Annotated in this window: 25 protein-coding genes and 1 tRNA gene; 21 read left to right on the plus strand and 5 right to left on the minus strand. The window is 54.3% G+C overall.

Going from position 1 to position 21,252, the window contains the following annotated elements; all coding sequences use genetic code 11:
- The 4 genes from atpD to AC9UG7_RS03935 form a co-directional block, all read left to right on the plus strand.
- A partial coding sequence (gene atpD / locus AC9UG7_RS03920; RefSeq protein WP_509584436.1) for a F0F1 ATP synthase subunit beta occupies nt 1–1,081 on the plus strand: 1,081 nt, incomplete at its 5' end.
- Between the two features lie 34 nt (nt 1,082–1,115).
- Nucleotides 1,116–1,532 (plus strand): F0F1 ATP synthase subunit epsilon, encoded by a 417-nt coding sequence (locus tag AC9UG7_RS03925; RefSeq protein ID WP_509584439.1) that lies wholly within the window; start codon nt 1,116–1,118, stop codon nt 1,530–1,532.
- Nucleotides 1,533–1,536: 4 nt separating this feature from the next.
- Nucleotides 1,537–1,989, plus strand: a complete 453-nt coding sequence (locus AC9UG7_RS03930; protein WP_509584442.1) for a YybH family protein — start codon at nt 1,537–1,539, stop codon at nt 1,987–1,989.
- A 48-nt stretch (nt 1,990–2,037) separates the two neighbouring features.
- Nucleotides 2,038–2,571 carry a DUF2946 family protein gene (locus AC9UG7_RS03935; protein WP_509584445.1) on the plus strand — a complete coding sequence of 178 codons (534 nt, stop codon included), beginning with the start codon at nt 2,038–2,040 and terminating at the stop codon, nt 2,569–2,571.
- Here the strand turns inward: AC9UG7_RS03935 and AC9UG7_RS03940 are convergent.
- On the minus strand, nt 2,564–3,055 hold the full coding sequence (locus tag AC9UG7_RS03940) for a c-type cytochrome (protein WP_509584448.1): 492 nt from the start codon (nt 3,053–3,055) through the stop codon (nt 2,564–2,566). The genes AC9UG7_RS03935 and AC9UG7_RS03940 overlap by 8 nt on opposite strands.
- 115 nt (nt 3,056–3,170) lie before the next feature.
- Between AC9UG7_RS03940 and AC9UG7_RS03945 the strand changes: the two genes are divergently transcribed.
- Nucleotides 3,171–3,246, plus strand: a tRNA-Arg gene (locus AC9UG7_RS03945).
- Between the two features lie 97 nt (nt 3,247–3,343).
- On the opposite strand, the gene AC9UG7_RS03950 is transcribed toward AC9UG7_RS03945, so the two are convergent.
- Complete coding sequence (locus AC9UG7_RS03950; protein ID WP_509584451.1) at nt 3,344–4,279, minus strand: LysR family transcriptional regulator; 936 nt, start codon at nt 4,277–4,279, stop codon at nt 3,344–3,346.
- Nucleotides 4,280–4,378: 99 nt separating this feature from the next.
- Between AC9UG7_RS03950 and AC9UG7_RS03955 the strand changes: the two genes are divergently transcribed.
- Genes AC9UG7_RS03955 through AC9UG7_RS04000 form a run of 10 tightly spaced genes read left to right on the plus strand, consistent with a single transcriptional unit; the run spans nt 4,379 to nt 14,670 of the window.
- Nucleotides 4,379–5,860, plus strand: coding sequence for a ribulose-bisphosphate carboxylase large subunit (locus AC9UG7_RS03955; RefSeq protein ID WP_509584453.1), 1,482 nt, complete (start codon nt 4,379–4,381; stop codon nt 5,858–5,860).
- Nucleotides 5,861–5,874: 14 nt separating this feature from the next.
- Entirely contained in the window at nt 5,875–6,309 is a 435-nt protein-coding gene (locus AC9UG7_RS03960; RefSeq protein WP_509584456.1) for a ribulose bisphosphate carboxylase small subunit, read from the plus strand.
- Nucleotides 6,310–6,333: 24 nt separating this feature from the next.
- Complete coding sequence (gene cbbX, locus AC9UG7_RS03965; protein ID WP_509584459.1) at nt 6,334–7,308, plus strand: CbbX protein; 975 nt, start codon at nt 6,334–6,336, stop codon at nt 7,306–7,308.
- A 19-nt stretch (nt 7,309–7,327) separates the two neighbouring features.
- Nucleotides 7,328–8,038 carry an HAD-IA family hydrolase gene (locus AC9UG7_RS03970; protein WP_509584462.1) on the plus strand — a complete coding sequence of 237 codons (711 nt, stop codon included), beginning with the start codon at nt 7,328–7,330 and terminating at the stop codon, nt 8,036–8,038.
- Nucleotides 8,039–8,049: 11 nt separating this feature from the next.
- A complete protein-coding gene (locus AC9UG7_RS03975; protein WP_509584465.1) occupies nt 8,050–9,144 on the plus strand; it encodes a class 1 fructose-bisphosphatase in 1,095 nt (364 codons plus the stop codon).
- Nucleotides 9,145–9,177: 33 nt separating this feature from the next.
- Nucleotides 9,178–10,050, plus strand: coding sequence for a phosphoribulokinase (locus AC9UG7_RS03980; RefSeq protein ID WP_509584468.1), 873 nt, complete (start codon nt 9,178–9,180; stop codon nt 10,048–10,050).
- A 38-nt stretch (nt 10,051–10,088) separates the two neighbouring features.
- On the plus strand, nt 10,089–11,126 hold the full coding sequence (gene fba, locus AC9UG7_RS03985) for a class II fructose-bisphosphate aldolase (RefSeq protein WP_509584471.1): 1,038 nt from the start codon (nt 10,089–10,091) through the stop codon (nt 11,124–11,126).
- A 37-nt stretch (nt 11,127–11,163) separates the two neighbouring features.
- Nucleotides 11,164–12,459: a serine hydroxymethyltransferase gene (gene glyA, locus AC9UG7_RS03990; RefSeq protein WP_509584473.1), complete on the plus strand. Its 1,296-nt coding sequence runs from the start codon at nt 11,164–11,166 to the stop codon at nt 12,457–12,459.
- A gap of 53 nt (nt 12,460–12,512) precedes the next feature.
- Entirely contained in the window at nt 12,513–13,766 is a 1,254-nt protein-coding gene (locus tag AC9UG7_RS03995) for an aminotransferase class V-fold PLP-dependent enzyme (protein ID WP_509584476.1), read from the plus strand.
- Nucleotides 13,723–14,670 (plus strand): D-2-hydroxyacid dehydrogenase, encoded by a 948-nt coding sequence (locus AC9UG7_RS04000; RefSeq protein WP_509584479.1) that lies wholly within the window; start codon nt 13,723–13,725, stop codon nt 14,668–14,670. Before AC9UG7_RS03995 ends, AC9UG7_RS04000 begins: the two co-directional genes overlap by 44 nt.
- A gap of 52 nt (nt 14,671–14,722) precedes the next feature.
- Here AC9UG7_RS04000 and rsmI read toward each other — a convergent pair whose 3' ends face one another.
- Entirely contained in the window at nt 14,723–15,637 is a 915-nt protein-coding gene (gene rsmI, locus AC9UG7_RS04005) for a 16S rRNA (cytidine(1402)-2'-O)-methyltransferase (RefSeq protein WP_509584482.1), read from the minus strand.
- Here rsmI and AC9UG7_RS04010 point away from each other — a divergent pair.
- From AC9UG7_RS04010 to AC9UG7_RS04020, 3 genes are read left to right on the plus strand one after another with little or no spacing between them, the layout of a single operon-like run.
- The gene (locus tag AC9UG7_RS04010) at nt 15,637–16,029 is read left to right on the plus strand and encodes a YraN family protein (protein ID WP_509584484.1); all 393 of its coding nucleotides are present in this window, start codon (nt 15,637–15,639) and stop codon (nt 16,027–16,029) included. The genes rsmI and AC9UG7_RS04010 overlap by 1 nt on opposite strands.
- 52 nt (nt 16,030–16,081) lie before the next feature.
- The gene (locus AC9UG7_RS04015) at nt 16,082–16,681 is read left to right on the plus strand and encodes an SIS domain-containing protein (RefSeq protein ID WP_509584487.1); all 600 of its coding nucleotides are present in this window, start codon (nt 16,082–16,084) and stop codon (nt 16,679–16,681) included.
- Nucleotides 16,678–17,319 carry a BON domain-containing protein gene (locus AC9UG7_RS04020; RefSeq protein ID WP_509584490.1) on the plus strand — a complete coding sequence of 214 codons (642 nt, stop codon included), beginning with the start codon at nt 16,678–16,680 and terminating at the stop codon, nt 17,317–17,319. Before AC9UG7_RS04015 ends, AC9UG7_RS04020 begins: the two co-directional genes overlap by 4 nt.
- Nucleotides 17,320–17,374: 55 nt before the next feature.
- On the opposite strand, the gene AC9UG7_RS04025 is transcribed toward AC9UG7_RS04020, so the two are convergent.
- Both AC9UG7_RS04025 and AC9UG7_RS04030 read right to left on the minus strand, forming a co-directional pair.
- Nucleotides 17,375–18,280: an NAD(P)-dependent oxidoreductase gene (locus tag AC9UG7_RS04025; RefSeq protein WP_509584493.1), complete on the minus strand. Its 906-nt coding sequence runs from the start codon at nt 18,278–18,280 to the stop codon at nt 17,375–17,377.
- Nucleotides 18,281–18,637: 357 nt separating this feature from the next.
- Nucleotides 18,638–19,693, minus strand: coding sequence for a type IV pilus twitching motility protein PilT (locus AC9UG7_RS04030; RefSeq protein ID WP_509584503.1), 1,056 nt, complete (start codon nt 19,691–19,693; stop codon nt 18,638–18,640).
- Between the two features lie 33 nt (nt 19,694–19,726).
- Between AC9UG7_RS04030 and AC9UG7_RS04035 the strand changes: the two genes are divergently transcribed.
- From AC9UG7_RS04035 to AC9UG7_RS04045, 3 genes are all read left to right on the plus strand, one after another.
- Nucleotides 19,727–20,416, plus strand: a complete 690-nt coding sequence (locus tag AC9UG7_RS04035; RefSeq protein ID WP_509584495.1) for a YggS family pyridoxal phosphate-dependent enzyme — start codon at nt 19,727–19,729, stop codon at nt 20,414–20,416.
- Between the two features lie 145 nt (nt 20,417–20,561).
- Entirely contained in the window at nt 20,562–20,987 is a 426-nt protein-coding gene (locus AC9UG7_RS04040; protein ID WP_509584498.1) for a pyridoxamine 5'-phosphate oxidase family protein, read from the plus strand.
- Nucleotides 20,988–21,025: 38 nt separating this feature from the next.
- A partial coding sequence (locus AC9UG7_RS04045; RefSeq protein WP_509584500.1) for a Rid family hydrolase occupies nt 21,026–21,252 on the plus strand: 227 nt, incomplete at its 3' end.

Consider the following 21,252-nt stretch of genomic DNA (forward strand, 5'->3'; position numbering starts at 1 on the left):
TTCTATTCACCGTAAAGCCCCTGCTTACGACGAGCTCAGCCCTTCTCAAGAACTGCTGGAAACCGGCATCAAGGTGATTGACTTGGTTTGCCCGTTTGCCAAAGGCGGTAAGGTCGGTTTGTTCGGCGGTGCCGGTGTGGGCAAAACCGTGAACATGATGGAACTCATCAACAACATCGCCAAGGCGCACAGCGGTTTGTCCGTGTTCGCCGGTGTGGGTGAACGTACCCGCGAAGGTAACGACTTCTATCACGAGATGGCCGATTCCGGTGTGGTGAATCTGGAGAACCTCCCCGAATCCAAAGTGGCCATGGTTTACGGTCAGATGAATGAGCCTCCCGGTAACCGTTTGCGCGTGGCTTTGACCGGTTTGACCATCGCCGAATCTTTCCGCGACGAAGGCAAAGACGTGCTGTTCTTTGTGGATAACATCTACCGTTACACATTGGCCGGTACCGAAGTGTCCGCGCTGTTGGGGCGTATGCCTTCAGCCGTGGGTTACCAGCCTACACTGGCCGAAGAAATGGGCCGTTTGCAAGAACGTATTACTTCTACCAAAGTCGGCTCTATCACTTCCATCCAAGCCGTTTACGTGCCTGCCGATGACTTGACCGATCCGTCACCTGCCACCACATTTGCACACTTGGACTCCACGGTGGTGTTGTCACGTGACATTGCTTCATTGGGTATTTACCCAGCGGTTGATCCTTTGGACTCCACCAGCCGTCAGCTCGATCCGTTGGTGGTGGGTAACGACCATTACGACACCGCCCGCGCTGTGCAAGGCACATTACAGCGTTACAAAGAATTGCGCGACATCATCGCCATTTTGGGCATGGATGAATTGGCACCCGAAGACAAACTGGCTGTGGCACGTGCCCGCAAAATCCAGCGTTTCCTGAGCCAGCCATTCCACGTGGCTGAAGTGTTCACCGGTTCGCCCGGCAAATACGTCACATTGGCTGAAACCATTCGCGGCTTCAAGATGATCGTCGCCGGTGAGTGCGATCACATGCCCGAGCAGGCGTTTTACATGGTCGGCACGATTGACGAGGCCATTGAGAAGGCCAAGAAAATTTAATCCGGGCTGCAACTGCACCTGACAAGGAAGCCCCATGAAAACCATGCAAGTTGATGTGGTCAGTGCCGAAGAGCTGATTTATTCTGGACAAGCCACTTTCGTGGCATTGCCTGGCGAAGTCGGCGAACTTGGCATTTATCCGCGCCACACACCGCTGATCTCGCGCATCCGCGCCGGTTCTGTGCGCATCCAAAAGCCTGACGGGGAAGAAGAATTTGTCTTCGTCGCGGGTGGCATTTTGGAAGTTCAGCCAGATTCTGTCACTGTGCTGTCCGACACCGCCGTGCGCGGCAAGGACCTGGACGAAGAACGCGCTAATGCAGCCAAAAAAGCCGCAGAAGAACACATGAAAAACGCCAAATCCAGCGTCGACATTGCTGCGGCGCAGGCTGAACTCGCCGTTTTTGCCGCACAGTTGTCTGCATTGCGTAAATTCCGCAGTAAAAAATAATACCTTGAGCAAGGCAAAGCTTCAGGCAGCCACCGTCGGCGGTACCGCTGATGACATTGAAGCTGCGTTTTATGAGGCTTTGCAAAAGGGCGATATCGAGCGTTTGATGGCCTGCTGGTCCGACGATGAAGACGTGGTCTGCGTTCATCCCGGTGGCCCGCGACTCGTCGGCCTAGAGAATATTCGCCAATCTTTTGAAACCATGTTCAATAATGGCGTCATCGCCGCGCATCCAGAACACGTGCGCAAAGTCGAAACCGTCACCAGCGCCATGCACAATGTGGTCGAACGCATTGAATTGAGCATGCCAGAGGGCATGCAAATGGCTTATGTGTTGACCACCAATGTCTATGTGCGTACTGCCCAAGGCTGGCGCATGGTGGCGCACCATGCCAGCCCAGGCACGCCGCAGGAAATACACGCACGCTCTGATGCTTTGCCGCCGGTCTTGCACTGAAGTTCACTCGCAAGCAATCCCTACACTTTGGCTGACAGGATGCCACCCATGGATGAACTGGTCAAACAAGCTATGCGCAAATGGCCGAATGTGCCGCATTGCTTCGGCTGGCTCGGGCTGGATCAACGCGGCGACTGGTACATGCGGGACGACCAGACCCAAGCCTTAGGCAACTTTTCACAGGCCAAGGGCAGCAAACTCGTGCACACCAAATTGATCGAGTTCATACAGCGCAATTACTTGGCCGACGAGCACGGACAGTGGTATTTTCAAAATGGCCCGCAACGTGTGTTTGTTGAATTACAAACCGCACCGTTTGTCTGGCGTCTTAAAGATGATTTCAGTGCTTGGTCAGCCGCCGATGAATTGCAACTGGTCGAGCACTGCGCGGTGGATGAACTCGGTCAGGTGTATTTGCTGACCCAACAAGGTTTAGGGCTTGTCCATACGCAAGATGTTTGGCTGGCGGCTGAGGCGCTGGATCAGCAACGATGGGACGAAAAAAAAGTGCAATCTAGCGAACTGGAAAGCACCTATGGTTTTGTGAAAAGCCCGCAACAGCGGGCGTCACAGATTACTTGACAGGATCAGCGAATTTCGCACCGGCTGCATTGGCCATGTAAACCACGGCGCGGCCGATTTCAAGGTCTTCGTGCTCGCCACCCGCTTGGGCGGCCATGGCATTTTTTCCTTTGAGAGCAGAGTTAAGCAAAGCGGGATAACCTGTTTTGATGCGTGGGCTCCAGGCAGCGGCATCGCCGAATTTGGGTGCGCCGGCGGCACCGTTGGCGTGACAAGCGGCACATTGACCTTGGAATACCTCTTCACCGGATTTCATGGGGCGGTTGGTATCTTTGATTTGGACAACGCCGACTTTTTGCAGCCGAGCAGCTGTCATTTCAGCCGAATTCGATGAGCCTGCACTGGGCTTGGGTTGTGATGTGATGAAGTACACCAAACCAATAATGATAAAAACAGGAAGCATGAAAGACAAAACCATCAAGGTCAGAAATTGTCTAGGTGTTTTGACAGGGCCACTGTGGTCTTCTTCGTGATGGTCGCTCATGGGAGATATCTCTTTGGTGTAAAGCAATCACAAATTATAGCCAGCGACCTTCAGCCTACAAACTGACAGGGGTTGAAAAAACACAGTTGTCGGCGCCACCTACAATGGGTTAAATGCGGCTGTAGCTCAGTGGATAGAGTATTGGCCTCCGAAGCCAAGGGTCGTGGGTTCGATCCCCGCCAGCCGCACCAAAAAAAAATCAACCAATAGATAGCGATAAGACATAAACCGTATGTCAAAGTGAAGTATTGGTTTGAGGGGCTCATACCCACTTATGAAGCCAATTTTTCAGCTCGGCAGTTGATGTAGGTCGGCAAAACGCGTGGCCAATGCTGTTTCCGCATGTTCGAGCACAAAATACCTGAATGCCTCGGCCGCTGGTGACAATAACTTGGACAAGGGGTGCACCACGTTCCATGCACGTACCAATGGCGCACCGGTGACCGGCAGCACGCACAGCTTCTTGGTTTGCAATTCCAGCGCAATGGTGTGCAACGATAAAAATCCCAGACCCAGATTTGCCATCACTGCTTGTTTGATCGCGTCATTCGATTGCAACTCCATGCTGTAGCGAGGTTGCAAGCGGGCTTGCGTAAAAAAACTTTCCATGGCGCTGCGCGTGCCTGAGCCTGGTTCGCGCACGATGAAAGCCTGTTGACGCAAGTCCTCGGCGCGAAGTCCCATTTCCCCGGCCAGCGGGTGTTCGGGCGAGGCGACAAACACCAAAGGATTGGCGGCAAAAGGTTCAGCGCGTGTAGGTAATTCATCGGGTGCTTTGCCCATGATGGCGATATCTACTTCGCTGTTTTGAAGCCATTGCACCAACTCGCTGCGGTTGCCCACCATCAGTTTCAACTCGATGCCTTCGTGCTCTTTTAAAAATTGATTCAATAAAGCAGGAACGAAATAGGTGGTGGTGCCAACCAGACCAATGGTCAGCGTGCCGGTCTCAATGCGCTGCAGTCTGGCTGCAGCGTCTTCCGCGTCTTTGAGCAGCGCCAGCATCTTGCGGCTGTAAACCAGCATGTATTCGCCGGTGGTGGTCAAACTGACTTTGCGACCCTGACGCTCAAACAGCGGCATGCCAATTTCCGCTTCTAAGTCCTTGATTTGCATAGTGACAGCTGGTGCGGACACGTGCATGGCAACGGCTGCTTTGGCAAAACTCAGGTGTCTGGCGACTGCGTTAAAAAATCGAAGTTGTCGAAAGGTGGCGTTTTTCAATTAAGTATTCCTTAATCCAAATTCAAATAATAATGAATTTACTTATTGTGCAGGAATTTTTAAAGTACATCCATCCTTTCAACACTGCGGAGTTTTTAGATGAGCGATAAAGACAGTCAAATCACCGACGGCAAAAAGCGCTACAGCGCTGGCGTCTTGAGATACAAGCAAATGGGCTATTGGGACCCACACTACCAGCCCAAAGAAACCGACTTGATCGCCATGTTCCGCATGACGCCTCAAGAAGGCGTCGACTCCGAAGAGTGCGCTGCAGCAGTCGCCGGCGAATCCTCGACAGCCACTTGGACGGTGGTATGGACCGACCGCTTGACCGCCTGCGACCTTTACCGCGCCAAAGCTTTCCGCGTCGATCCCGTGCCAAACACGGGTCCCGGCACCAAGACAGAACAGCAGTACTTTGCCTACATCGCTTACGACATCGACCTGTTTGAAGGCGGCTCGATCGCCAACCTGACTGCGTCCATCATCGGCAACGTCTTTGGCTTCAAGGCTGTGAAAGCGCTGCGCTTGGAAGACATGCGCATCCCCGTCGCCTACTTGAAAACCTTCCAGGGTCCGGCGACCGGCGTCGTTGTAGAGCGCGAGCGTTTGGACAAGTTCGGCCGACCATTGCTCGGCGCCACCACCAAGCCCAAGCTCGGCCTGTCGGGCCGTAACTATGGCCGCGTGGTGTACGAAGGCCTCAAAGGCGGTCTCGATTTCATGAAGGACGACGAAAACATCAACTCGCAGCCCTTTATGCACTGGCGCGATCGCTTCCTCTACTGTATGGAAGCCGTCAACAAAGCCAGCGCAGCAACCGGTGAGGTCAAAGGCCACTACCTGAACGTCACTGCCGGCACGATGGAAGAAATGTACGCCCGTGCAGAATTCGCCAAGAGCTTGGGCAGCGTGATTATCATGATCGACCTGGTGATCGGCTACACGGCAATCCAGAGCATGGCCTTGTGGGCGCGTAAAAACGACATGATCCTGCACCTGCACCGCGCAGGCAACAGCACCTACTCGCGCCAGAAGAACCACGGCATGAACTTCCGCGTCATCTGCAAATGGATGCGCATGGCGGGTGTGGACCACATCCACGCCGGCACGGTGGTCGGCAAGTTGGAAGGCGACCCGATGATGATCCGCGGTTTCTACGACACGCTGCTCGACACACACACACCCGTGCAGCTCGAAAAGGGTCTCTTCTTCGAGCAAAACTGGGCTTCACTGAACAAGGTCATGCCGGTCGCCTCTGGTGGCATCCATGCCGGCCAAATGCACCAGCTGCTGACTTACCTCGGCGACGACGTGGTGCTGCAGTTCGGCGGCGGCACGATTGGCCACCCCATGGGCATCCAGGCGGGAGCCACAGCGAATCGCGTCGCCCTTGAAGCCATGGTGCTGGCGCGAAACGAAGGCCGCGACATTTGGAACGAAGGTCCGCAGATCCTGCAGGATGCCGCCAAGTGGTGCTCGCCTTTGAAGGCCGCCATCGACACATGGGGCGATATCAGCTTTAATTACGAATCCACCGACACCGCCGATTTCGCCGTCACGCCGACGGTATCCAATTAAGGAGAAACCTCATCATGATGACCAACCACGGCAGTCGCCTCACACAAGGCCAGTTTTCTTTTTTACCCGACCTGACTGACAAGCAGATCACCGCTCAGATAGAGTACGCACTCAGCAAAAACTGGGCTCTCGGCGTCGAATACACTGACGACCCGCATCCCCGTAACACCTACTGGGAGATGTACGGTAACCCGATGTTTGACTTGAAGGACGCGTCAGCCATATTGACGGAGGTCAATGCCTGTCGCAAGACCTTTCCTAATTACTACATTCGTGTCACGGCGTTTGATGCAACACAAGGCGTTGAGTCTGTGCAAATGTCATACATCGTGAACCGGCCGAAGAAAGAACCTGGCTTTGGTCTGACCAGGCAAGAAATCGGCGGGCGTCAGATCCAGTACACGGTACACAGCTATGCCACTGACAAGTCCGAAGGCGAGCGTTACTAAACGCACCCGGACAGCGCTACAGCCATGAGCAACTATTCAAAACCAAGCGCACTCGCCGATTCATCGGTGCCAGCGGCAGCGCAAACCTCAGATCCACCTGTTGCGGCCCTGGGCCAAGCGCGCAGCGTGGGTGAGGTTTTGGCGCAGTCACAGGTGGAGGAAGTCATCGCTGAGTTGGACCGTGATCTGGTGGGGCTGGCTCCAGTGAAGGCCCGTATCCGCGACATTGCGGCCTTGCTGGTGATTGACAAGCTGCGCATCAACCTGGGTCTGGTCAGCGAGGCGCCGAGCTTGCACATGAACTTTGTGGGCAATCCTGGCACCGGCAAAACCTCGGTGGCCATGCGCATGGCGCAAATCCTGCACCGTCTGGGCTATGTTCGTAAGGGCCATCTGGTAGCAGTGACCCGCGATGATTTGGTGGGCCAGTACATCGGCCACACCGCACCTAAAACCAAAGAAGTGCTGAAGAAAGCCATGGGTGGCGTGCTCTTTATTGACGAGGCCTACTACTTGTACCGCCCGGAAAACGAACGCGACTACGGGCAGGAGGCCATCGAAATACTGCTGCAAGTCATGGAAAACCAGCGCGATGACCTGGTGGTGATCCTGGCAGGCTACAAAGACCGCATGGATACTTTCTTCGAATCCAACCCCGGTATGAGTTCTCGCATCGCTCACCACATTGACTTCCCCGACTATTCAGTTAACGAGTTGTTACAGATTTCGCAAAAGATGCTGGTCCAGCAAAACTATGTGTTTGCGCCGGATGCCGACACGGTGTTCCAGCGCTACCTAGGCTTGAGGGTGCAGCAGCCCCACTTTGCCAACGCCCGCAGCGTGCGCAATGCACTGGACCGTGCGCGTCTGCGCCAAGCCAGCCGGCTCTTTGCCGATCGGGACCGGCAACTCAGCGCAGATGATTTACGCACCCTGACTGCATCCGACTTTGCTGCCAGTCGGGTCTTTCAGCAAGCGGATGTTCGCCCGGATGAATAAACATATTGGAAGTGATCTGATGCTTAAAGCGCTGATATTTGATGTTGACGGCACCTTGGCCGACACAGAAAGCGCGCACCTGTCAGCCTTCAACCAAGCGTTTGCCGAAGAAGGCTTGGACTGGCAGTGGGACGTGCCCGGCTATACCAAGTTGTTGGAAATCTCCGGCGGCAAAGAGCGTATGTTGCATTACTGGAAGCAAGTGCATCCGGATATCAAAGACATTGACGGCGGCGGCTTGAAAGACACTATTGATCGCTTGCATGCGATGAAAACAGCGGCGTATGAACACGCGGTGCAATCTGGCGCGGTGCAATTGCGCCCTGGCGTGTTGAACTTGATTCAGCAGGCGCACCAATCAGGTTTGCGTTTGGCCATTGCCACCACCACCTCACCTGTCAACATCGCCGTGCTGTTGCGCAACGCGATAGGCCCGGATTGGAAAGACTTGTTCACTGTCATCGAAGACGCGTCTACCGCGCCCAAGAAAAAACCTCATCCGCAGGTTTACACACAAACCCTCACGCGCTTAGGTTTGACAGGCACAGATTGCTTGGCATTTGAAGACTCTGCCAACGGCTTGAACGCTGCCAAAAGCGCGGGCTTAGCTGTGATCGTCACGCCCAATAGCTATACCGCACACCATGAATTCAATGGGGCATTGAAAGTGTTGCCAGACTTGGGCAACACTTCCGTCGAACAACTGCGCAGCTGGCACAAGGCCGCTTGAGAGAGAACATCATGCCTTTGAGACACCGCACCACACTGACCCAATACCTGATCGAAGAGCGCCGCCGCTTTCCCGGCTCTAGTGGCGACTTCAATGCATTGATTCTGGATGTGGCACTGGCTTGCAAAGCGATTGCCCGCGCGGTTGCCATGGGCGAATTGGGCGGCGTGTACGGCGACCAAGCAGCCGAAGGCGGCAAATCCATCAACGTGCAAGGCGAAACCCAGAAGAAACTCGATGTGTTGAGCAATGATTTGTTCATACGCATGAACGAATGGGCAGGCCACTTGGCAGGTATGGCTTCCGAAGAAATGGACCATCCCTATCAAATACCTACGCAGTTTCCGCGCGGCAAATACATGCTGGTGTTCGACCCGCTGGACGGCTCCTCCAACATCGACGTGAATGTGTCTGTGGGCAGTATTTTTTCTATATTGCGCGCACCGCAAGACGTGATCGACAGCGGTCGGGACGTGACCGAAAAAGATTTTCTGCAGCCCGGCCAACAGCAAGTTGCCGCTGGTTATGCCTTGTACGGTCCGACCACCATGTTGGTATTGACCGTGGGCAATGGCGCAGCCGGTTTTACCCTCGACCCCAATTTGGGCGAGTTCATGTTGACCCACCCGAAGTTGATGGTGCCCGTGGACACGCAAGAGTTTGCCATCAACGCCTCGAACAGCCGTTTCTGGGAGGCACCTATCAAGCGCTATGTCGACGAATGTTTGGCAGGGAAATCCGGCGCGCGTGGCAAAGACTTCAACATGCGCTGGATCGCATCCATGGTCGCCGAAGCGCACCGCATACTCATGCGCGGCGGCGTGTTCATGTACCCGCGCGATAACAAAGACCCTAGCAAAGCTGGCCGTTTGCGTTTGCTGTACGAGGCCAACCCGGTTGGCATGGTGATGGAACAAGCAGGCGGTCGTGCCAGTACCGGACGCGACCCCATGTTGTCAGTTCAACCAGACAATTTGCACCAGCGTATAGGTTTGGTATTCGGGTCTAAAAACGAAGTAGAGCGCATTGAGCGTTACCACAGTGAGCCAGACGAGACTGCCAACGCCAATCCCTTGTTCTCAGAGCGCAGTTTGTTTCGGGTCTGAAAATTTAAAAAAACAAAAAAAGGTCCACAAGCCATGTCTGTCAAACACCCCATCATCGCTATCACCGGTTCCTCAGGTGCAGGCACAACTTCGGTCACGCGCACGTTTGAAAATATTTTTCGCAGAGAAAAAGTGACGGCCGCCATCATCGAAGGTGACAGTTTCCATAGTTTCGACCGCTTGGAGATGCGAAAAAAAGCGGCTGAAGCTGAAAAGCAAGGTGACAAAAACTTCAGCCATTTCGGTCCGACCACCAACTTATTCGCAGAACTAGAAACCTTGTTCCGCACTTATGGCGAAACAGGCACCGGTAAGCGCAGAAAGTATTTGCACGACCAGGAAGAAGCCGCGCCTTACAAACAAGAACCCGGTACGTTCACACCTTGGGAAGATGTACCTGCTGGCACGGACTTGCTGTTTTACGAAGGCTTGCATGGCGCCGTGGTCACGCCCGAAGTCAACATCGCCAAACACCCAGATTTGCTGATTGGCGTGGTGCCCGTTATCAACCTGGAATGGATACAAAAACTCTGGCGCGACAAATCCAAACGCGGTTATTCCACCGAAGCCGTCACCGACACCATCTTGCGCCGCATGCCTGATTATGTGAATTACATCTGCCCGCAATTCGCACACACACACGTGAATTTCCAACGCGTACCTTGCGTCGATACATCCAACCCTTTCATTGCGCGTGAAATTCCAGCGCCGGATGAAAGCATGGTGGTCATCCGCTTTGCCAATCCCAAAGGCATCGACTTTCCGTATTTGCTCAACATGATTCCAGACTCTTTCATGTCGCGCGCCAACACTGTGGTGGTACCTGGCGGCAAGATGGAGTTAGCGATGCAACTGATCTTCACGCCGTTTGTTTGGCGCATGATGGAACGCAAGAAAAAGGCCTGAGGCCATCCCTTTAATCACATTTTTCCGGAGATAGATCTATGGCTCTCGTTTCATTGCGCCAAGTACTCGACCATGCTGCCGAACACGGCTATGGCATTCCTGCATTCAACGTCAACAACTTAGAGCAAGTGCAGGCCATCATGGAGGCTGCGCAAGAGACGCACAGCCCGGTCATTTTGCAAGCGTCTGCAGGGGCTCGCAAATACGCAGGTGAAGCCTATCTGCGCCACTTGGTGTTGGCTGCCATCGAATCGCATCCGGATATTCCGGTGGTGATGCACCAAGACCATGGCGTGTCACCAGCCGTTTGCCAACAATCGATTCGTTCGGGTTTTTCCAGCGTGATGATGGATGGCTCGTTGATGCAAGACGGCAAGACACCGGCCAGTTACGACTACAACGTCGATGTCACCCGCCGTGTCTGTGAAATGGCTCATGCGGTTGGCGTGTCTGTTGAAGGCGAACTCGGCTGTTTAGGCTCGCTTGAGACGGGAGAGGCGGGTGAAGAAGACGGTATCGGTGCGGTGGGTAAATTGACCCATGACATGTTATTGACAGACCCGGTTCAGGCCAAAGATTTTGTCGAGCGTACCGGTGTAGATGCATTGGCGATAGCGATTGGCACCAGCCACGGCGCCTACAAATTCACCCGTAAACCCACGGGCGATATTTTGGCCATGGAGCAAATCGTGGCTATCCATCAGTCTGTGCCTAACACGCACCTGGTGATGCATGGTTCTAGCAGCGTACCGCAAGAATGGCTGGCCATCATCCGTGAATTTGGCGGAGACATCAAAGAAACCTATGGCGTGCCGGTGGAAGAAATCCAGCGCGGCATTCGCTCTGGTGTGCGCAAGGTGAATATCGACACAGACATCCGATTGGCCATGACCGGCGCCATGCGTCAGGCGTTCGCGCAAGACAAAAGTGAATTCGATCCACGCAAAGCCTTGATTGCCGCGCGCAAAGCCGCGCGCGCTATTTGCAAGGCAAGGTTTGAAGCTTTTGGTTGTGCCGGTCACGCGCACAGCATCAAGCCCATTGGCATGGATGCCATGGCCAGCCGCTACCACTGATTTTTCCACCATTTTTTATTTTCAATTCTTCCCATTTATGCTAAACAAAACCACTACCCCATTGACCGCGTTTCCAGACCATGGTGATATCTCTCAATGCGACCCGCAGTTATGGTCGGCCGTGTTGAAAGAGGCACATCGTCAAGAGCAACACATTGAACTGATTGCATCTGAAAACTACACCAGTCCAGCAGTGATGCGGGTGCAAGGTTCTATCCTCACCAACAAATACGCCGAAGGCTATCCGGGCAAGCGTTATTACGGCGGATGTGAGTTCGTCGACATCGTTGAACAACTGTGTATTGACCGACTCAAAGAACTTTACGGCGCGAGTTTCGTCAATGTGCAAGCCAATTCAGGCTCGCAAGCCAACCAAGCGGTGTTCTTGGCCTTGCTGCAACCCGGCGACACCATCATGGGCATGAGTCTGGCTGAGGGCGGTCACCTGACCCATGGCATGCACTTGAACATGAGTGGCAAATGGTTCAATGTTGTCAGCTACGGTTTGAACGCAGCCGAAGAAATCGATTACGAGGCCATGGAGCGCATGGCCCACGAGCACAAACCCAAACTGATCATTGCGGGTGCGTCTGCGTATGCACTCAAGATAGATTGGCAACGGTTTGCGCAAGTGGCCAAAAGCATTGGCGCGTACTTGATGGTCGACATGGCGCATTACTCTGGTTTGATTGCAGGCGGCGCTTATCCCAATCCTGTGCCTTATGCCGATGTAGTTACCTCCACCACCCACAAAAGTTTGCGCGGACCCCGTGGCGGCATCATCTTGACCAACAGCGAAGAGATGTCGAAAAAAATCAACAGCGCGGTATTCCCCGGCATGCAAGGCGGTCCTTTGATGCACGTGATCGCAGGCAAGGCCACCGCCTTCTATGAAGCGCTGCAACCCGCTTTCAAAAACTACCAACAGCAAGTCTTATTGAATGCGGACACCTTGGCCAAGACCTTGGTGGAGCGCGGATTGCGCATCGTCAGTGGCCGCACCGAAAGCCATGTGATGTTGGTTGACTTGCGTGCCAAAGGTATCACTGGCAAAGCAGCTGAGTTGGCCTTGGGCCAAGCGCACATCACTTGCAACAAAAACGGTATACCGAACGACCCGGAAAAACCCATGGTGACCAGCGGTATCCGCTTGGGCACCCCCGCCATGACCACGCGTGGTTTTGGCCAAGAACAAGCCCGCATGACCGCGCATTTGATCGCTGATGTACTCGAAGCGCCTGAAGACGCTGCTCACGTGGCCCAAGTGCGTGACAAAGTGGCCGAATTGGTTGCCCCATTCCCTGTGTACGGCGACACGGTATTGCACCCGTAAGTTTTTTTCGAAGAAGTTTTTTAGCGTTGTTGATTCATCAAAGGAGTACTCACATGGCTGGTCGTAATTTTTTGTTTGTCCCCGGTCCTACCAATGTGCCAGAGCGCATACAACGCGCCATGATGGTGTCAATGGAAGACCACCGATCACCCAATTTCCCTCACCTGACCCACACCATCATGGCGGGTCTCAAGGACATTTTTCGCTCGAAACAAGGCACTCCTTTTATATTCCCTTCATCTGGCACCGGTTGCTGGGAAGCGGCGCTGACCAATACCTTGTCCCCTGGCGACAAAGTGCTGGCAGCGCGTTTTGGGCAGTTCAGTCATTTGTGGATTGACATGTGCCAACGCCTCGGCTTGGACGTGCATATCGTCGAATGCGAATGGGGCACAGGCGTGCCCTTGCAACAATTCGCCGACATTTTGAAAAACGACACCCAACACCAGTTCAAAGCGGTGCTGGCTTGTCACAATGAAACCGCTACCGGTGTGACATCTGACATCGCCGGTGTGCGTGAGGCCTTGGACGATGCCGCACACCCCGCATTGTTGTTTGTCGATTGCGTGTCCTCCTTGGGCTGTATCGATTTCCGGTTTGACGATTGGGGCGTTGACATGGCCGTCAGCGGTTCGCAAAAAGGCTTGATGTTGCCCGCTGGATTGGGCATTTTGTGCGTCAGCGCCAAAGCGCTGGCCATGCACAAAACGGCCACGCTGCGTCGCGCGTATTTCGATTTGCAAGACATGTTGCAAAGCAATGCCACCGGTTACTTTCCCTACACGCCTGCATTGCCATTGATGTACGGTTTGATCGAGTCGATGAAGATGCTGAGCGAAGAAGGCTTGGACAATGTGTTCGCCCGTCACCATTACCTGGCAGAGGGTGTGCGTGCAGCCGTGACGCAAGGCTGGCAACTCAAGCTGTGTGCTTCTGAGGCGAAATGGCATTCGGACACGGTCACTGCCGTCATGCTGCCCGAAGGCATTGCAGGTACCGAAGTGATTGCACGCGCATACCGCCGCTACAACTTGTCCTTGGGTGGCGGCTTGTCTAAAGTAGCGGGCAAGCTGTTTCGCATCGGCCACCTTGGCGACATGAATGAAGTGCACTTGATGGCCGCTATCAATGGCGCTGAAATGGCTATGCTCGATTGCGGTGTACAAGTGCAACCAGGCAGTGGCGCGGCAGCAGCTGGTAACTATTGGCGCAAGCATACGGCACCCTCTGGCTTGGGTGCACCGGTCTTCAACAAGGACGATCATGCAAAAAATAGTCTTTCTGGACAGACAGTCGTTAAAAGCTGAACTGCGCCCGCCATCGTTTGCGCACGCATGGACAGAGCATGAGCAAACGCGGCCAGATCAAGTGGTCGAGCGTTTGCAACATGCGACAGTAGCCATCAGCAACAAGGTGCCTCTCAGGCGCGATTCGCTGGCGCAACTACCGAATTTGAAGTTGATTGCCATGGCTGCGACCGGCTATGACGTGATCGATATCGAAGCTTGTCGTGAACTCGGTGTGGCGGTGGTGAACATACGCAATTACGCGGTGCACACCGTGCCTGAACACGCGTTTGCGTTGATATTTGCACTGCGCCGAAATTTGATGGCGTACCGCGATGATGTGCTCAAAGGCCGCTGGCAAACAGAAGAACAGTTTTGTTTTTTCGATTACCCGATCCGCGATTTGTACGGCAGCACATTGGGTATTTTTGGCGAAGGTGTGTTGGGTCAAGCCACTGCCAAGATTGCGCAGGCTTTGGGCATGAAAGTCTTGTTTGCAGACCATGCGCCGCCTAAAGCCGCCGGTGTGGATTTCGTCGATCCTGCGCGTGTATTTGCCGAATCCGACATCATCAGTTTGCACTGTCCGCTGACGCCCGAGTCACGCCATTTCATAGGCATGGCGCAGTTGCAGCAAATGAAGCGCAGCGCTTTGTTGATCAACACATCGCGTGGCGGTCTGGTCGATGAACAGGCACTGAAAACCGCGCTGGAAAACGGCGTGATTGCCGGCGCGGGTTTTGATGTGTTGACGCAAGAGCCGCCTAAAAATGGTAACCCCTTGCTCGAGATCACAACGCCGAATTTCATACTCACACCGCACGTGGCCTGGGCTTCAACACAGGCCATGCAGTTTTTAGCGAACCAGTTGATAGACAACATTGAAGCCTTTGTTGCGGGCAAACCGCAACACCTGGTGACTTAAAACGACGGATACTCTCGGCGCTGCCTGTGCGCATTCAGTGTCAACGATGCAGTCAGTGGCTATCAGCTGAAGGTTTTTTTTGCAACGCCAAGGCATACAAGGCATTGCGCGGCGCACCGCTGATGTCCGCGGTCAGCTTCACCGCAGTTTTCACCGGTAACTCAGCCAGCAACATATCCAATACCCGTTCAGCCTCGGCCATGTGGTCTGTGCTTTGCGCCAGTGCATGCAAGACCAAAGCAAATTCGCCTTTGCTGCGTTGCGCGGAAGCGTTTAACCATGCAGTCAAGCCGTTGGCGGGCATGGTGGCAACCTCCTCAAATTGTTTAGTCAATTCTCGACCTACAGTCAAACTTCGGTTTCCCAAGGTTTGCAAATCTTTGGCCACAGCTTCGATGCGGTGTGGCGCTTCCAAAAATACCTGCGCCCGTGGCTCTGCCGCCATGGTTTGCAAACGGTGTTGCCTTTCAGTGGATTTGCTTGGCAGGAATCCGATGAATACAAACCCGTCTTCTCCTGTGCAACCGCTCACGCTCATCAAGGTGGTGATGCTGCTCGCACCCGGCAGCGGCATGACCCGCAATCCAGCTTGCTGCACCAGCGCCACCAAACGTGCGCCTGGATCGCTGATACCCGGTGTACCTGCATCACTTAAATAAACCACCCGCTGGCCTTGCTGTAAACGCACAATCACCTGAGCTGCTGCACTGGCTTCGTTGTGCTGGTGCACCGCCAGCCAACTGCCACCGGGTTTGTCTATGCCGTATTGCCGCAACAACGACTGGCTGTGGCGCGTGTCCTCGCAGGCCAGCAGGTCAGCGATGTGCAGCACATGCAAACCGCGCAAGCTGATGTCTGCCAGATTGCCGATGGGCGTTGCCAACACATACAAACACCCGCCGGGATGCGCTTGGCCTTCGCAAGCAAGTTGCGCGGCTGACAAGGCGGTTTCATATCGGGGAGTCAATGGGTACCTTTCAACATCATCACATGTCTGGCCGTGGGCACAGCAGCAAAAGCAAAGGCGATGCGGCCGAAGACGAAGCGCTGGCATTTTTGCAAAGCCGGGGATTGCAATTGCTGCAACGGAACTACCGCACGCCGGGTCGCGGCGGCGGTGAGATAGACCTGATTGTGCGCGACCCGCAAGGTACGGTGGTTTTCGTTGAGGTGCGCAGTCGAGGCAATGCCCGGCATGGTGGTGCACTCGCTAGCATCAGCGCACGCAAGCGCCAGCGCATCGTGTACGCCGCGCGGTGCTATCTCAGCGGTTGGCGACATTCACCTGCGTGTCGTTTTGATGTGGTGGTGGTGCAGTCGGGTGAGATGCAATGGCTGCAAGCAGCGTTTGAGAGTTGATTCATAAAACCATATTAACTTAGCAGACATAAGTCAAAGGTATGATCACTTCATGCTAGAGCATCGCATTGAGCAACAGTTCATAGACAGCGCAGACTTGAAATACCAAGTCGCGCAAATCCTCAGTAAACCCATGGTTGCTGCGGTGCAGTCGATTTTGGTGTGCGTCACCGGCGGGGGCAAAGTCTTGGCATGTGGCAATGGAGGTTGCGCGGCGCTGGCGCAGTTGTTTGCCGCCACCTTCGTCAGTCGCTATGAACGAGAGCGGCCTGAACTTGGTGCGATTGCGTTGAATACCGATGGTGTGTTGCTCACCGCTGCTGCACTTGGTTACGGCTTGGATCAGGTGTTTGCCAAACAACTTCGTGCTTTGGGTCAACCGGGCGATGTTTTGTTGGTGCTCTCTGTGGGTGAACAAGCAGAGAATCTGCTGGAGGCGATCCGCGCAGCCCATGAGCGCGAGTTAAGTGTGGTCGCCATCACCGGACAAAGCAGCGGCAAAATTCGGCAGCTCTTGCATGAAACAGATGTGCATATTTGTGTGCCGAGTGACAAAGCGGCACGCTTACAAGAGGTTTATTTATTGGTGTTGCACGGATTGTGTGACGGTGTGGACAGTCAATTGCTGGGTGAACAGGAGAACAACGAATGAACCAACCATCTTTCAAAGTCAGCGGTGCTGCGCTGTTGTTGTCGCTGTGCTTGAATGCATGCGCGCCCATCTTGGTTGCCGGTTTTGCTGGTAGCGCCATGGTGGCAACGGATAGGCGCACCTCAGGCGCCCAGCTCGAGGATGAAACCATTGAATTACGCAGCTCGGCCAGAATTCGTGACAATTTGGGCGAAAAAGTTCATGTGAATGTCACCAGTTACAACCGCCAGGTATTGCTGACAGGCGAGGTGGCCACAGAGCGTGATAAACAATCAGTGGTCAGCCTGGTGGAGAAGGTGGAAAACGTCAAAGCCGTGGTGAATGAACTGAGCGTGATGCCACCTACCAACTTGAGCAGTCGATCCAACGATTTGATCGTGACAGGCAAGATCAAAGCCAGTTTGGTGGACAGCCGGGATTTGTTTGCCAACGCTTTCAAAATCGTCACCGAGCGCAACACGGTGTATGTGATGGGAAGAGTCACGCAGCGTGAAGCCAACAGTGCAACCAACGTGATCCGCAATGTCAGCGGCGTGAACAAAGTGGTGCGTTTGTTTGAAATTATTTCTGAAGAAGAGCTCAGCCGTATGTTGCCTCCGCCAGCCGATAAAAGCTCTTCAGACAAACCTAAACAATAAACATACCCTTGTGCAACAAACAGCCACACCTGAAAGCGGGTGTGGCTGTTTTGTTTCAGCGTAAGCGTTTAATCAAACTGGATGTGTCAAATCGGTTGCCGCCCATGGCTTGTACATCGGCATAAAACTGGTCAACCAATGCCGTGACTGGTACGCGTGAGCCGTTGCGTTTGGCCTCGTCCATGACCAAGCCTAAGTCTTTGCGCATCCAGTCCACCGCAAAGCCAAAATCAAACTTGTCTGCGACCATGGTTTTACCCCGGTTGTCCATTTGCCAGCTTTGGGCGGCGCCTTTGCCAATGACTTCGAGCACTTGCTCCATGTTCAAACCGGCTTTTTGGCCGAAGGCAATGCCTTCCGACAAAGCTTGTACCAGTCCAGCAATGCAAATCTGATTGACCATTTTGGTGAGTTGACCGGCACCGCTGTCGCCCATCAAGGTAAAGGCTTTGGAGAATGCCATGCCCACCGGCTTGGCGCGTTCGAAAGCCGCAGATTCGCCGCCGCACATGACGGTCAGCATGCCGTTGATGGCACCGGCTTCGCCGCCAGAGACTGGTGCGTCGACAAAATGCACGCCTTTGGCCTTGGCTGTGGCGAACAGTTCACGCGCCACATCAGCGGATGCGGTGGTGTGGTCTATCAATAAGGCGCCGCTTTGGGCGCCGGCAAGCACGCCGTCTGCGCCCAACATGACGGCACGCAAATCATGGTCGTTGCCGACGCAGCAAAACACCATGTCTGCACCGTGTGCGGCTTCACGCGGCGTGGCGGCTGACGCATGGCCGGGGAACTCGGCGCACCATTCTTTGGTTTTGGCGGCATTGCGGTTGTACACCGTCACACGGTGACCAGCCAGTGCCAGGTGACCGGCCATGGGGTAGCCCATGACACCGAGACCGATGAAAGCGACTTGGGTCGGTGTGGTGGATTCGTAGGTTTTGGGGTTGGTGCGGGGCATGGCAGTGTCCTTGTGGTTTTTCTGATCTTAATGTGTCTGTGTGGTGTGGATGTTGGTGTGGGTGCGGGTGTGCGGGTGTGCGGGCTGTGGGGCGGGGCCTCCTCCACACTGGCGTAACGTCGTCAGCCCCGCCCCACAGCCCGTACCGCTTCGATGCATACATTCCGTCACGCCCTTTATCTAAGCCCCCACAGTCCGCACCGCTTCGATACATACATTCCGTCACGCCTTTATCTAAGCCACCACAACCCGCACCGCTTCGATGCATACATTCCGTCACGCCTTTATCTAAGCCACCACAGCCCACACCGCTTCGATTCACATACCCAACGAGCGTTGTCAACGCCACACTCACTTTCATGACACATGTCGGGCCGCCTCGTGAGCACTGATTACGCCGGTCTTCACCAATTTCTCCAGCGACTGCGCCATGGTTTGCATGCCGAACTGTGCGCCAGTTTGCAAAGCATTGGGCAGTTGCGCGGTTTTGTTTTCGCGAATCAGGTTTCGTACCGCTGGTGTGGCGTAAAGCACTTCATGTGCGGCGACGCGGCGTAGCCCGTCGCTGTGCAAACACAAGGTTTGCGTGATGACCGCCAGCAGGGACAAACTGAGTTGGCTGCGAACCAAAGCTTTTTCCTCGGCCGGAAACACATCGACCAGTCGCTCCACCGCTTGCGTGGCGCTGCGCGTGTGCAGGGTGGCCAACACCAAATGGCCGGTCTCGGCGGCGCTCAGTGCGAGGCGAATGGTGGTCAGGTCGCGCAATTCCCCGACCATGATCACGTCCGGGTCTTGGCGCAACGCGGCTCGCAAAGCCATGTCAAAGCTGTGGCTGTGTCCAGGTACGGCACGTTGTTGCACCAAACTTTTCGCGCAGGCATGTTCAAACTCGATCGGGTCTTCGAGTGTGAGTATGTGCAGCGCTTGCGTGGTGTTGATGTGGTGAAGTAGTGAGGCCAAGGTGGTGGACTTACCCGAACCGGTGGCGCCGGTGACCAGCAGCAATCCGTTGGGTTGTCGCACCCAATCGCTTAGCACTGCAGGTGCGCCTGTGTCAGCTAAGGCCGGGATGCGTGAGGGAATCGCGCGCCATACCGAGGACCAGCCGCGTTGTTGCGCGAACACGTTGACCCGAAAGCGACCAAGTTCAGGCACCGAGACTGCGGTGTCATGGTCTTGGTTGTGCTTATCGTCAACGTGTGAATCGGACACAGCCCGGGATGCCCATGGCCAATCGGGCAATGCACTGGCAAGCAGCGTGTGCATGCTGTCTGCATTGACTGGCGCAGCGTCTAGCGCTTGTAATTGCCCGAGTCGGCGCACCATGGGCGGCAGGCCTGCGCTTAAGTGCAGGTCGGAGGCACCTAAGTGGCGCGTGTGTGAAAGCCATTCGAGCAAAAGCGGGTTCATGCGTGGCGCTTGCTTGTTACAGTTAGCCACATGATGAGTGAGATTCAACAGCGTTACCAAGCCGTGTGTGAACGCATCACACAAGCGGCGTTGCAAGCAGGCCGACCGGCAGCACAAGTGCAGTTGCTGGCGGTGTCTAAAACCTTTGCCTCTGAGCAAGTGCGCGAAGTGGCCACTTTAGGGCAACGCGATTTCGGTGAAAACTATGTGCAAGAAGGCGTGGACAAAATCGCTGCCTTGAAAGATGTGCAAGGCTTGGTCTGGCATTGCATAGGCCCTTTGCAAAGCAACAAGACGCGACCGGTGGCCGAGCATTTCGATTGGGTGCACAGCGTCGATCGTTTGAAAATCGCGCAACGCTTGAGCGAGCAACGACCGGCAAATTTACCGCAGCTGAATATTTGCTTGCAAGTGAATATTGACGGCGGCCCGACCAAAGCCGGTGTGTCACCAAGAGAAGCATTGGCGCTGGCGCAAGCCGTGTCTGCGTTGCCGCGATTGGTGTTGCGTGGCCTGATGACGATTCCTGATCCGCTAGAGAGTTTTGACGCACAAGTGGCGGTGCACCTGCAAGCCAAGCGTTTGTTTGATGACTTGCATGCAGCGCTGGCCTTGCCGCACTTTGATACCTTGTCTATGGGCATGAGCGCTGATTTGGAAGCGGCGGTACAGGCCGGTAGCACCATGGTGAGGGTGGGGACGGCGGTGTTTGGGGCGCGTTAAAAAATAAAACTTATTACAATAAATTTTCCTTTCCTCTAATAAAAATAATGCTTAGTGTTGCTATATTCCGGATAAACAGGAGCCGCGTATGTCCGCTTATGAACCACAACACGCATTAAATTAGCATGAAGACCTTGGTGGCTGTGTGCTGTGTTGGTTAGCCACTGTCGATGAGCAAGGCCAGCCGAATGTGTCGCCGAAAGAAGTGTTTGCGGTTTTTGATGATCAGCATCTGGTCATCGCCCATATTGCCTCGCCTCAAAGCGTTCGAAATATTCAACACAACCCCAAGGTATGCGTCAGCATGATTGATATCTTTGTCCAAAAAGGATGGAAATGCCAGGGTCATGCCCAGTATGTGGGTGCTGGTGATGAGGTGTTTCAAAAATATGCTCAGCCACTGAATGCATTGGCGGGAGAAAAATTCAAGATTCAAGGTGTGATGCTTATTAGGGTTGAGCAAGCCCAAAGAATCCTCGCGCCCAGTTACCGTTTTTATCCAGATAGCACCACAGAAGCCAGTCAAATCGCTTCGGCGATGAAGGCTTATGGCGTGGGGCATGTAAATTAAGCGCCTTGATTAGGTGAATGGTTCAAAAGGAATCCAACATGCAAAGAAAATGGATCAGCTCTGGCTCTGAATATGAAAAACGCATAGGTTATTCACGCGCAGTTGTCGCAGGTGATTGGGTTTTTGTATCGGGCACGACCGGTTTTGACTATGCCAGCATGACCATTTCTGAGAATGTGGTCGAACAAGCAGATCAATGTTTTAAAAATATAGCGTCTGCCTTAGCGCAGGCAGGTTGCACTTTGGATGATGTTGTTCGGGTCAA

Origin of the sequence: Limnohabitans sp. (genome assembly GCF_046052765.1) — a bacterium.
Classification (GTDB): domain Bacteria; phylum Pseudomonadota; class Gammaproteobacteria; order Burkholderiales; family Burkholderiaceae_C; genus Limnohabitans.

Bases quoted from the DNA above. Each gene is read 5' to 3' on its own strand.
- AC9UG7_RS03940 (WP_509584448.1), bottom strand. From the start codon at position 3,055: ATGAGCGACCATCACGAAGAAGACCACAGTGGCCCTGTCAAAACACCT.
- AC9UG7_RS03970 (WP_509584462.1), top strand. From the start codon at position 7,328: ATGCTTAAAGCGCTGATATTTGATGTTGACGGCACCTTGGCCGACACA.
- AC9UG7_RS04010 (WP_509584484.1), top strand. From the start codon at position 15,637: ATGGGTACCTTTCAACATCATCACATGTCTGGCCGTGGGCACAGCAGC.
- fba (WP_509584471.1), top strand. From the start codon at position 10,089: ATGGCTCTCGTTTCATTGCGCCAAGTACTCGACCATGCTGCCGAACAC.
- cbbX (WP_509584459.1), top strand. From the start codon at position 6,334: ATGAGCAACTATTCAAAACCAAGCGCACTCGCCGATTCATCGGTGCCA.
- AC9UG7_RS04015 (WP_509584487.1), top strand. From the start codon at position 16,082: ATGCTAGAGCATCGCATTGAGCAACAGTTCATAGACAGCGCAGACTTG.
- AC9UG7_RS04000 (WP_509584479.1), top strand. From the start codon at position 13,723: ATGCAAAAAATAGTCTTTCTGGACAGACAGTCGTTAAAAGCTGAACTG.
- glyA (WP_509584473.1), top strand. From the start codon at position 11,164: ATGCTAAACAAAACCACTACCCCATTGACCGCGTTTCCAGACCATGGT.
- AC9UG7_RS03995 (WP_509584476.1), top strand. From the start codon at position 12,513: ATGGCTGGTCGTAATTTTTTGTTTGTCCCCGGTCCTACCAATGTGCCA.
- AC9UG7_RS03960 (WP_509584456.1), top strand. From the start codon at position 5,875: ATGATGACCAACCACGGCAGTCGCCTCACACAAGGCCAGTTTTCTTTT.
- AC9UG7_RS04030 (WP_509584503.1), bottom strand. From the start codon at position 19,693: ATGAACCCGCTTTTGCTCGAATGGCTTTCACACACGCGCCACTTAGGT.
- AC9UG7_RS03955 (WP_509584453.1), top strand. From the start codon at position 4,379: ATGAGCGATAAAGACAGTCAAATCACCGACGGCAAAAAGCGCTACAGC.
- AC9UG7_RS04020 (WP_509584490.1), top strand. From the start codon at position 16,678: ATGAACCAACCATCTTTCAAAGTCAGCGGTGCTGCGCTGTTGTTGTCG.
- AC9UG7_RS03925 (WP_509584439.1), top strand. From the start codon at position 1,116: ATGAAAACCATGCAAGTTGATGTGGTCAGTGCCGAAGAGCTGATTTAT.
- AC9UG7_RS03980 (WP_509584468.1), top strand. From the start codon at position 9,178: ATGTCTGTCAAACACCCCATCATCGCTATCACCGGTTCCTCAGGTGCA.
- AC9UG7_RS04035 (WP_509584495.1), top strand. From the start codon at position 19,727: ATGAGTGAGATTCAACAGCGTTACCAAGCCGTGTGTGAACGCATCACA.
- AC9UG7_RS04025 (WP_509584493.1), bottom strand. From the start codon at position 18,280: ATGCCCCGCACCAACCCCAAAACCTACGAATCCACCACACCGACCCAA.
- AC9UG7_RS03975 (WP_509584465.1), top strand. From the start codon at position 8,050: ATGCCTTTGAGACACCGCACCACACTGACCCAATACCTGATCGAAGAG.
- AC9UG7_RS03935 (WP_509584445.1), top strand. From the start codon at position 2,038: ATGGATGAACTGGTCAAACAAGCTATGCGCAAATGGCCGAATGTGCCG.